The sequence below is a fragment of the Kribbella sp. NPDC055071 genome (genome assembly GCF_053608045.1).
On the sequence record NZ_JBSGUS010000009.1, the window covers coordinates 170,895 to 181,991 of the forward strand.

Genomic DNA, 11,097 nt, shown 5'->3' on the forward strand with positions numbered 1-11,097 from the left:
TCTGTGACTATGACGTTCATGGATCCCCGGCGGACGGTCGTGTTCGCCGGGGATTCCGTCACCGACTGCGGCCGTCGTACCGACCCGGACCGGCTCGGCGACGGCTACGTACGGATGCTGTACGACGACCTCGGCCCGCGCCGGCCGCGGATCGTCAACGTCGGCATCAGCGGCAATCGGGCGGTCGATCTGGCCGCCCGATGGTCCGCGGACGTGCTGGCCGAGGAGCCTGCGCTGGTGTCGATCCTGATCGGGATCAACGACACCTGGCGGCGGTACGACAAGAACGATCCGACCACGGCCGAGTCGTTCGAGGCGTCGTACCGGGCGATGCTGGATTCGCTCACGTGTCCCGTCGTCCTGATCGAGCCGTTCGTCCTGCCGGTGAAGGACGGGCAGGACGCGTGGAGCGAGGACCTCGATCCGAAGCTGGACGTGGTCCGGAAGCTGGCCGTCGAGTACGGCGCCATCCTGGTGCCGGCGTATCTCGAGCTGAACCGGCAGGCCGCGACCGTCGGCGCCGCCACGCTCGCGGACGACGGCGTCCACCCGACCGCGGCGGGCCATCGGGCGCTCGCGGACCTGTGGCGAAAGTTCGTTCTGGACCACTGAAATTCCGCTCCCCACTCGCTGGGGAGCTGTCGTGTGCTGTAACTAAACCGGTTCACTTGGGAGCTCGCCTGTGACATCGATCAACGTCGTTCCACTGACCACCGACGGTGGTGCCGCCTGGGTCGTCCGCGCGGTGGAGGGGCCCGCTCCGGACGGTCTGATCGGACGGTCGATCGCGGCGACGGTGCCCGGTGAGGTGCACACCGACCTGCTCGCGGCCGGCGAGATCCCGGACCCGTTCGACGGCGACAACGAGTCGGACCTGCACTGGATCGGACGGACCCGATGGAGCTACCGAACGTCGTTCGCATGGGTTGCCGACGGCAACGAACGTCAGGAGTTGGTCGCCGAGGGACTCGACACGGTCGCGACGATCACACTCAACGGCCGGGTGGTCGGCCGGACAGCGAACCAGCACCGGTCCTACCGGCTGGACGTCACCGGGGTACTGGTTGCCGGAGACAACGAGCTGGTGATCGAGTTCGCCGGCCCGCTGACGGCCGCGGAGGCGGCCCGGACCACGGCCGGAAGCTGGCCGCACACGAACCAGCACCCGTACAACCAGCTACGCAAGATGGCCTCGAACTTCGGTTGGGACTGGGGACCTGACGTCGCGACCGTAGGTATCTGGCGGCCGATCCGGATCGAATCGTGGTCCGGCGTACGGATCGACTCGGTCCGTCCGCTGGCCGGGGCCGACGGCGTACTGACCACGCACGTCTCGCTGGCCTGGTCGGACAACCACAAGGCCTACGCGACCGTCACCGTCGAGGTCGCCGGCAGCAAGGAATCGGTCTCGATCAAGCCGGGCTGGGACACCGCTTCGCTGACCAATCGGGTCGAGGACGTGGACCTGTGGTGGCCACGTGGGCACGGCCGGCAACCGCTGTACGACGTGACTGTCACGGCGGACGACGACGAGTGGCGCGGCCGGGTCGGATTCCGGGACGTCGCCATGAACGTTGCCCCGGACAACGATGGGACGCCGTTCGTGCTGTCGGTGAACGGCACACCGATCTATGTCCGCGGCGCCAACTGGATCCCTGACGATGCGTTCGTGACCCGGCTGACCCCGGAGACCTACCGGACGAGCATCGAGGACGCGGTCGACGCGGGGATGAACCTGCTGCGCGTGTGGGGTGGCGGGATCTACGAGAGCGATGCCTTCTACGACGTCTGCGACGAGCTCGGAATCCTTGTGTGGCAGGACTTCCTGTTCGCGTGTGCGGCCTACTCGGAGGACGAGCCGCTGCGCAGCGAGGTGGAGGCCGAGGCGCGGCAGGCCGTCACCCGGCTGAGCAAGCACGCCAGCCTCGCGGTGTGGAACGGCAACAACGAGAACATCTGGGGATACGTCGAGTGGGACTGGCGGTTGCCGCTCGCCGGACGCGCGTGGGGCGAGGGGTACTACTTCGAGGTCCTGCCCCGGATTGTCGCCGAGCTCGACCCGCGAACGCCGTACTCGCCGGGGAGCCCGTATTCGTACGACCACTTCATCCACCCGAACGACGAACGCCACGGGACCATGCACATCTGGGATGTGTGGAACCAGGTGGACTACTCGACGTACCGCAAGTACAAGCCGCGGTTCGTGTCGGAGTTCGGATTCCAGGGTCCGCCGGCGTGGTCGACGTTGGTGTCCGTGGTGCACGATTCACCGCTGGACCCGTACGGCCGGCAGATGCTCGTTCACCAGAAGGCATTCGAGGGGAACCTCAAGCTCGAGCGCGGACTCGGGGAGCATCTGCCGCAGTGGAAGGACATCGACGACTGGCACTGGACCACGCAGTTGAACCAGGCACGTGCGGTTGCCTACGGCATCGAACACTTCCGCAGCCTGTTCCCGTTGAACACCGGCGCGATCGTGTGGCAGCTCAACGACAACTGGCCGGTCGTCTCGTGGGCCGCGGTCGACGGGCACGGGATCCGCAAGCCGCTGTGGTTCGCGTTGCAGCGGGTGTACGCCGATCGCCTGCTCACCGTGCAACCTCGTGACCAGGAGCTGGTAGTTGCCGCGCACAACGACACGGATCTGCCGTGGACCGGCGAGGTCACCGTTCGGCGGCGATCGACAACCGGTGCCGACGTGCTCGCCCAGGAGACCTTCGCACTGGAGGTCGCGCCGCGCTCGTCGCTCGTGAGTTCGCTGCCCGAGTCGGTGGCGACATCGGGCGATGCGCTCGGCGAGTACCTCGAGGTCCGCGGTTCGGATGGAGAGCTCGCGTTCTGGTACTTCGTCGAGGACACCGCGTTGCAGTTGGCCGGCGATGCCTACACCGCGACGGTCGCGGCGACGGCCGACGGGTACGACGTCACGGTGACCGCGACCGCATTGGCCAAGGACCTCGCGCTGTTCCCGGACCGGCTGGATGCGGCGGCACGGGTCGACTCGTGCCTGGTCACGCTGTCGGCGGGCGAGAGCCACACCTTCCACGTCACGGGCGGGACCGTGCCGACGGAGATCGGCGTACCAGTGCTGCGGTCAGCCAATGACCTACTGAACTGAATTACATCGAGACCTTGACTAAGTGGTCGGCGGGACCGCTACTTAGGGGTGAAACCTGCTCGGTTTCACCCCGTCGGTCCCGCCCCACCACGGAGGTCTCGTCGCCATGCCCACAGATCGGCCCAAGCTCCGCGCACTGACGATCGCGCTACTCAGTTTCGGTGCCCTGATCGTTGCTCCGGCGACCGCCACGGCGGCATTGCCGGCTTGTCAGCACTTCTACACCGGACCGATCCCCGACCGCCCGGTCTCGGGTGGTCACGGGAACGGGACGACCGCGCCGGCGTACGACGTGAGCGGCCGGCTGCCCGCACCCGGCGGGATCACCGGCGGCCTCGGCGCCGACGGCAAGGTCACCTTCACGTTCAACCGGGTGAGCGGTGCGAAGGCGTATCGCGCGTTCAAGAACGGGCAGGCGCTGCAGTGGATCAGCGACTGGGGCCAGCCGACGTTGCAGGTGACAGACGCGAGCCCGTGCGCTGGTGCGCACTACCAGGTCTATGCGATGTCGTCTGAGGACACCGCGGCCGCATCGATCGGTCAGATCAGTACGTCGTACCGGTTGAACTCGTCGAACCAACTGGCGGCCTTCCGCCTCGCGGCCGGGACCACGCTGAACTATCGGGTCTCGGCGTACAACGACGTCGCGCAGACAGCCCTCGGGTACAACGCGGGCACAGGCATCTGCGCCGTCGACGCTCGCAACATCCCCTGGGGCACGCGCCTCTACGTCCCCGGCTACGGCCACTGCTACGCCGCAGACATCGGCAGCTGGATCAAGGACGACATTGTCGACGTCTGGTTCCCACCAGGCCCCGCCGCCGACAACTGGGGCATCCAGCGCCTCACCCTCACCGTCGAGTAGGCCTTATCCCCGTGCATACTGGCGACCGTGACACGCCACTGGGGGAAGCGATGCACAGCCCTGACCTTGATCGGTCTCATGGTTTTGACCGGATGCGGAGAAACCGAGTCGTCTACGGGCGTAGTCACCAGTACGCCGAAGCCGACGGCCGCACCGTCCGTCGAGCAGCCGATAACCCCCACTCTCCGGACAGTGCGGCCCGAGCTGATCCTGCGCCCTGGTGAGTCGCATGCGACGAACTTGATGCCGGTGATCGACCACGGGCCGCGCGGCAGGCGTCGGGTCGCGTTGACGTTCGACGCTGACCTGACGGCGTTGATGCGCCGTCGACTGCTGAGTGGAAAGGTCCACTCCTACTACAACAAGCATCTGATCGATGAGCTGCGCTCAATGCACGTCCCGGCGACGATGTTCCTGACTGGCATGTGGATGGAGCAGTATCCGGACGTGACCCGTCAGCTCGCCGCGGACCCACTGTTCGAGCTGGGGACGCACACCTACGACCACCGTGGCTTCACGAAGCACTGCTACACGCTCGGCACAGTCCCACGCGCGGAGATGCTGACGGACGTACGGCGTGCCGTCGTGGAGCTCGATCAGCTGGATTCCCACGCGACCAGGTGGTTTCGCTTCCCCGGCGGGTGTTACGACGCAACCGCACTGCACGAGCTCGCATCGGCCGGTGTGACTGCGGTCGGGCTGGACGTCCCCGGAGCGGACGGGTTCGCGAAGTCGCCCAAGCCGATCATCAAGCAGGTACTCGACCACGCCCGCGACGGCTCGATCGTCGTACTACACATGCACGGCGGCGACAACGCGCCGTACACCGACGAAGCCATCACTCCGATCGTGAAGGGCCTGCGAACCCACGGCTACGAGCTCGTCACGGTCACTCAGCTGATGAAGGGCTAGTCCAGGTTCACGGCGACGTACTTGATTTCCAGGTACTCGTCGATGCCGACCGTCCCGCCTTCGCGGCCCAGGCCGGACTGCTTCACCCCGCCGAACGGCGCGGCGGGGTTGGAGACGATGCCCTGGTTCAGTCCGATCATGCCGCTCTCGAGCCGTTCGGAGACCCGCAGCGCACGGGACAGGTCGTTGGTGAAGAGGTATGAGACCAGGCCGAACTCGGTGTCGTTCGCCATCGCAACCGCTTCGTCCTCGGTCTCGAAGGCGGTCAGCGGCGCGACCGGCCCGAAGATCTCCTCCTTCTGCAGCCGGGCGTTCCGCGGTACGTCGGCCAGCACGGTCGGCGGGTAGAAGTATCCATTGCCCGAGGCAACCGATCCGCCCGTCAGCGTCCGCGCGCCGTTCGCGATGGCGTCGTCGACGAGTTCGCGTACCTTGTCCCGCTGCTTCCCGTCGATCAACGGACCGACGTCGACACCGTCCTCGGTCCCGCGCCCGACCTTCAGCGCGGCCATCCGCTCGGTCAGCCGGGCCGCGAACTCGTCCATCACCGGTGCCTGCACGTAGATCCGGTTGGCCGCCGTACAAGCCTCGCCGCCGTTGCGCATCTTGGCCAGCATCGCGCCCTCGACCGCCTTGTCCAGATCAGCGTCGGCGAAAACGAGCAGCGGCGCGTTCCCGCCCAACTCCATGCTCGTCCGCAGCACCTGGTCGGCAGCCTGCTCGATCAGCTTCCGGCCGACGCCGGTCGAGCCGGTGAAGGACAGCTTGCGCGCCCGGCCGTCACGGATCAGCGGCTCCATCACGCCACCCGCGTCCTGCGTGGTGACGACGTTCAGCACACCGGCCGGCAGCCCTGCCTCGGTCATCAGCTCGGCCAGCTTGAGCATCGACAACGGCGTCTGCGCGGCCGGCTTGATCACCATCGTGCAGCCCGCGGCGACGGCCGGGCCGATCTTGCGGGCGCCCATTGCGGCCGGGAAGTTCCACGGCGTGATCAGCAGACACGGTCCGACCGGCTGCCGCATCACCAGGAAGCGGCCCTTGCCGTTCGGCGCGATCTGGTAGCCGCCCTCGATCCGGACCGCCTCCTCGGCGAACCAGCGGAAGAACTCGGCCGCGTACGCGATCTCGCCCTTGGACTCGGCGACCGGCTTCCCCATCTCGAGCGTCATCAGCAGGGCGAGATCGTCGGCGCGCTCGGTCATGAGTTCATACGTACGACGCAGGATCTCGCCACGCTCACGTGGTGGAGTGGCGGCCCAGTCCGCCTGCGCGGCGGCGGCTGCGTCGAGTGCGGCGACACCGTCGGCCGGACTGGCATCAGCTACGTCACAGAGCGTCGTACCGGTGGCTGGATCTTCGACAGCCAGCGTTTTGCCACCGCTGGCCGCTACCCACTTACCTCCGATGAACAGCTCGGTCGGACATGCCTCTACGACTTCCCGTTCCCGTGACATCCGCCTGCCTCTCACTACGAACTAGTAGGGCAGTACCCACATTAGGCCGTGGCTATAAGGGGTGGTGCGTGCCTGGGGACAGTGCGGACTGTGCGGGTGAGGCCGGCGGCGATGGTGCGAAGGATGGCTGACCGGATCAGGCCGTCGAAGGCCAGTGGGACCAGCACGAGCTCGTCTGCGGTCGTGTCTGCGACCAGTGCGCCGAGTTCGGCCACGACGGTCGTTCTGGAGCCGACAACGGTGCCGGGGTCGTCCAAGAGCCGTTCGGCCCGTCCACGCTCCCGTCCAGTCAGTGGCTCATCCAGGAGCGCCATCAGCTCTGCCGGAGTCGCCCGCGGTGCCGACGAGCCGAGGCGCGTCTTCACCCGCACGTACTCGGCGAACCGGACGATCGCCTCGTCCTCCGAGTTGGCCGCGACGACTCCGACCGTAAGAGCGAGGTATGGCTTCACTGCATGCCCGGTCGGCTCGAAGTGCTCCCGGTACGCCGCTACAGCCGCAGCTGTCACCGCAGACGCCGAGTGGTGCATCACAACGACAGGCAGCCCACGTACGGCGGCAGTCGACACAGCACCCGGATGATCGGCCAACACGAACACTGGTGGCGGCAACCCAGCAAGCGCGAGCCGTACGTCGCCAACCGGTGCCCGCCCTGGTAGTCCGTCCCGCAGAAACTCACACAGCTCATCCAACCGCTGCGGGAACGCGTCACGGGCAGTCCCGCCGAGTGCGGCCGCCGTACTGACCGCCATGCGGTGCTGCGGCCCGACGCCCACGCCCAGGTCGATCCGACTCGGGTACGCCGCCGCCAGCGCCGCGAACTGCTCTGCGACCACCAGCGGCTGATGGCTGGTCAACTGCACCCCGCCGGCGCCCAGCCGGATCCGGTCCGTCCGGGCGGCCAGGATCGCCGCGATCACGGCCGGCACCGCGCTACCGACGCCTCGGACGCCGTGTTGCTCCCCCACCCAGAACCGGCGGTACCCGAGGTCGTCGGCAGCCTGTGCCACCTCCGCGGTCTCCCGGAGCGCGGCCGCAGCCGACTGACCGGGCAGCTGCGGTACGACGTCCAGGACCGAGTGGGCCGAGACTGGCAAACCGGGAGTGACAGGCGATAGCACGTGCTCACCGTCGCAGCGCCGTTCGAGTTCGCACATGGGTGTTCGGCCCCCAACTTCCGGCCGGTGCACACCCACGTGTGCAGGGCGGTTCCGGGACCCGAATTTGGGGGTCTGAAGCACTTGCCCGGCGCTTGCGCGCCAAGGCATCGTTCCCACCCTGACCCGACGGCCTTCCACCAAAGGACGTTCGGCCGACGCGTTGCTGCCGCGGGGTGCTCAACCCCCAGTCGTCACCCCACGGCATGCACCGCCGGACACCATGCCCCGCTGCGAAGCGGCTTTCACGCAAATATGGGGGTCGCTTACCCATGTCCGGACCCCATCGCCGATGGCAGCCTGTGCGCGTGCTCAACTCCGCGACCACGGGCCCGGCCCGCACCGACCAGGGCAACACCTGGTGGTCGCCGGGCGTGCGTCCGCACGAGCTGACGCTGACCGCGCCGCCCTGGGCCGAGTACGTCGAGCGCAGCACCTCCCTCCCATCGAGCGCGCCTGCCGCCAGTCGAGGCCCTGCAGGGACCGATGTCACCGACGGCCACACATCAGGTGGGGCAGCCGGGACAGCGGGTGGGTCTGGCACAGACTGGCGGCAGGCGCTCATGCTCTGCCTGGAACCCCTGCTGACCGCCGCCCGCCGCGATCTGACCGCGGCCGGGCACACCGGCGTACTGGCCGAGCAGTTCCTGCACAGGCTCGGCCTGCGGCTGGTGAAGCTGGCGTCGCGGACGCTGGTGCTGGAGCTTGCCCGCGCGCGCGACCGCGGCGAGCTGGCCGGTGACACCCCGGCCGAGCGTTTTCTGGACTTCACCCACCGGCTCGTCGGAGGGAGCGAGCTGGCGGAGTTCCTGGCCGCATATCCGGTGCTGGCCCGGGTCCTGGGCGAGTCGTGCCGGCAGGGCGTCGAGGGTCACCTCGAGCTGCTGGCACGACTCGCCGAGGACCGTGAGTCATTGGTCACCGGACTGCTGGACGGCCGGGATCCCGGCGCTGTTACCGCGATCGAACCCGGGGGCGATCCCCACCGGGGCGGGCGATGCACGGCGATCCTCACCTTCGCGGACGGGCGGCGGCTGGTCTACAAGCCCCGGCCGCTCGACCTGCACGGGCATTTCAACGAGCTGGTCGACTGGCTGAACGACAAGACCGGTCTGGACATCCGGACGGTCGAGCTGATCCCCCGCGACGGCTATGGCTGGCTGGAGTACGTCGTACACGAGCCTTGTCAGGACCTGGCCGGAGTACGGCGGTTCTACCACCGGCAGGGCGCTCTACTGGCGCTTCTGTACGTGCTCGACGGCACGGACATGCACTACGAGAACCTGATCGCCGCTGGTGATCAGCCGGTGCTCGTGGATGTCGAGACGCTCTTTCATCCCAGCCACACCCCCCTGCTCTTGCTGAGCCGTGATCCGGCGTACCGCGCGCTTCTCGGCTCGGTCTACCGCACTGCACTCCTTCCGCTCCTCGTGAGTGGCGAGCACGGGGTGGCGGACATGTCCGGTCTCGGTGGGGACGCGGATGAGACGGCGCCAACGAGCATGGTCGACTGGGCCGACGCCGGCTTGGACTCGATGCACCTGATCAGGCGTCCCGGCCGGACGCACAGTGCCAGCAACCGACCCGTGCTCGACGGTGGTGTGATCGAGCCGCGAGATCACGAGATCGCTGTGCTCACAGGGTTCCGGGCCGCGTATGAGGCGATTGCCCGGCACCGCGACGACCTGACCGGAGCGGACGGCATGCTCGCCCGCTGCGCCGCGGACGAGATCAGGTTCGTCCCGAGGAGCACCAATCTCTACACCGGCCTGCTCGATGAGTCGACCCATCCGGACGCATTGCGGGACGCAGCCGGGCGCAGTCAGTTGCTGGACCTGTTGTGGGACGCCGACGCGTCGCTGCACCAGATCGTGCCGTACGAGCTGGCGGACCTGTGGGCCGGGGACGTACCGCTCTTCACCGCTCGCCCAGACAGCCGGGACGTCTGGGCCTCCGACGGCACCCGCGTCGCCAACGTCCTGGTCACCGAAGGTCTGGCCGCGGTGGAAGCGAAGATCGCGCGTCTCGACGACATCGACGAGCACCGGCAGAAGTGGGTGATCTCGGCATCGCTGGCCACCCGGCCGGAGCCGATCGCGCACGCCACCAAGGCCACCCGGCCAGGGCTCGGCGTCACCGAGGCGGACCCTGAGCGCATGCTCGCCGCGGCCACCGACATCGCGGACGAGATCGTCGCGCAGGTGATCAGCGAACGCGGCGGTGCGGCCAACTGGCTCGGACTCGAACTGCTCGACGACCACCACTGGGCCGTCCGGGCCATGGGTGCAGGCCTTTCAAGCGGCTACACCGGTACGGCGCTCTTCCTCGCGCAGGTCGGGGAGCTGACCGGAGCCCAGAAGTACTGCGAGCTGGCCCGTGATGCGATCCGGCCGGTCCCCCAACTGCTCGACGCTCTCGCCGGAGACCTGGAGTCCGCACAACTGGTTGGCCCGGGCTTCCACGGACTCGGTGGCATCAGCTACGGCCTCAATCGCCTCTGCACGCTTCTTGGCGACTCCGAGCTGACCAACTGGCTCGCGGCGTCGCTGGAACTCAGCGAGCAGCTCAAACCCGAGCACTCCGAGTTCCCGACGTACGCAGAGGGCGCGGCCGGCGGACTCACCGCCGTCAGCGCGATCGAGGGTCTCTCGGCGGCGACGAGGTTGGCCAAGCGGTACGCCGACGAACTCGTGCACGCCGTGGAGCTCGGCGTACGTCATGGTCGTGACGCGCAGCACTACGGCTTCGCCCGCGGTTATCAAGGCATTGCATGGGCTCTCGGCCAGTACGGCGTACCTGGCGACAGGTACCTGAATGCCGCGCGCACGGCGACCGATCTGGATCGGTCGGATCATCCCGGCGGCCATGGCTGGTGCTCGGGCGACGCCGGTACCGCACTGGCCCGGCTGGCCGCGGGAGTACCCGCGGACCTCGATGCCTATCTGAAGTCCGCCTCAGAACGTCCGGTGCTCGCAGACATGAGCCTGTGTCATGGCGAGCTCGGCGCGGTCGAGCCACTGGTGTGGCTGGCCGAACGCGATCACCCGGCCGTAGAGGGGGTACGGCGACGCCGTGCCGGCCTGGTGCTCGCTGCGATACAGCAGTACGGCCCCCAGTGCGGGACGCCGCGAGCGGTTCCATCTCCAGGTCTGCTGACCGGTCTGGCGGGAATTGGCTACGGCATGCTCCGACTGGCATTCCCCGAACGGGTTCCGTCCGTGCTGCTGCTCGAACCAACCGCAGGGTCGAGGCGCCCACCAGTACGCCGACACCTACCCGAGTGACAGGGGAGAAGCATGACCGCCCAGCACGACACCCAGCAGGACCCCGAGAACCAGCCCACCACGACCGAAGCGACTGACCCGCTCGGCCCGATCATCCTCCCGAAGCGCACCAAGGTCGGTGCTCGCGCGCTCGCCCTGGTCGGCACCGTCGGCCTGAGTGCGGTCGCGCTTGCCTCGGTCGTCGACGGCTGCATCACCTGGACGACGATCAACCCGAACTAAGTAAGCGCTTGAGCCAGGATCGGCCGGCCCGCCGGAACGGGCCGGCCGATCCGCTGCGATACCGGCGATACGTCGTTAGAGT

At 68.0% G+C, this 11,097-nt stretch carries 8 protein-coding genes; 6 read left to right on the forward strand and 2 right to left on the reverse strand.

Annotated elements, in window-relative coordinates; translation table 11 throughout:
- Positions 1 to 9: 9 nt before the first annotated feature.
- From ACWF4Z_RS17205 to ACWF4Z_RS17220, 4 genes are all read left to right on the forward strand, one after another.
- The gene (locus ACWF4Z_RS17205) at positions 10 to 612 is read left to right on the forward strand and encodes an SGNH/GDSL hydrolase family protein (RefSeq protein WP_452244027.1); all 603 of its coding nucleotides are present in this window, start codon (positions 10 to 12) and stop codon (positions 610 to 612) included.
- A 70-nt stretch (positions 613 to 682) separates the two neighbouring features.
- Positions 683 to 3,118: a glycoside hydrolase family 2 protein gene (locus tag ACWF4Z_RS17210; RefSeq protein ID WP_452244028.1), complete on the forward strand. Its 2,436-nt coding sequence runs from the start codon at positions 683 to 685 to the stop codon at positions 3,116 to 3,118.
- A 106-nt stretch (positions 3,119 to 3,224) separates the two neighbouring features.
- On the forward strand, positions 3,225 to 3,983 hold the full coding sequence (locus tag ACWF4Z_RS17215) for a 3D domain-containing protein (RefSeq protein ID WP_452244029.1): 759 nt from the start codon (positions 3,225 to 3,227) through the stop codon (positions 3,981 to 3,983).
- A 192-nt stretch (positions 3,984 to 4,175) separates the two neighbouring features.
- Positions 4,176 to 4,895, forward strand: a complete 720-nt coding sequence (locus ACWF4Z_RS17220) for a polysaccharide deacetylase family protein (protein ID WP_452244030.1) — start codon at positions 4,176 to 4,178, stop codon at positions 4,893 to 4,895.
- Here ACWF4Z_RS17220 and ACWF4Z_RS17225 read toward each other — a convergent pair.
- Complete coding sequence (locus tag ACWF4Z_RS17225; RefSeq protein WP_452244031.1) at positions 4,892 to 6,352, reverse strand: NAD-dependent succinate-semialdehyde dehydrogenase; 1,461 nt, start codon at positions 6,350 to 6,352, stop codon at positions 4,892 to 4,894. The two genes, ACWF4Z_RS17220 and ACWF4Z_RS17225, sit on opposite strands and share 4 nt — an antisense overlap.
- A gap of 41 nt (positions 6,353 to 6,393) precedes the next feature.
- The gene (locus ACWF4Z_RS17230) at positions 6,394 to 7,449 is read right to left on the reverse strand and encodes an MsnO8 family LLM class oxidoreductase (RefSeq protein ID WP_452244032.1); all 1,056 of its coding nucleotides are present in this window, start codon (positions 7,447 to 7,449) and stop codon (positions 6,394 to 6,396) included.
- A gap of 368 nt (positions 7,450 to 7,817) precedes the next feature.
- Here ACWF4Z_RS17230 and ACWF4Z_RS17235 point away from each other — a divergent pair, with 368 nt between their 5' ends.
- Entirely contained in the window at positions 7,818 to 10,793 is a 2,976-nt protein-coding gene (locus ACWF4Z_RS17235; RefSeq protein ID WP_452244033.1) for a type 2 lanthipeptide synthetase LanM family protein, read from the forward strand.
- A 12-nt stretch (positions 10,794 to 10,805) separates the two neighbouring features.
- Positions 10,806 to 11,015: a hypothetical protein gene (locus tag ACWF4Z_RS17240; RefSeq protein WP_452244034.1), complete on the forward strand. Its 210-nt coding sequence runs from the start codon at positions 10,806 to 10,808 to the stop codon at positions 11,013 to 11,015.
- Positions 11,016 to 11,097 lie beyond the last annotated feature (82 nt).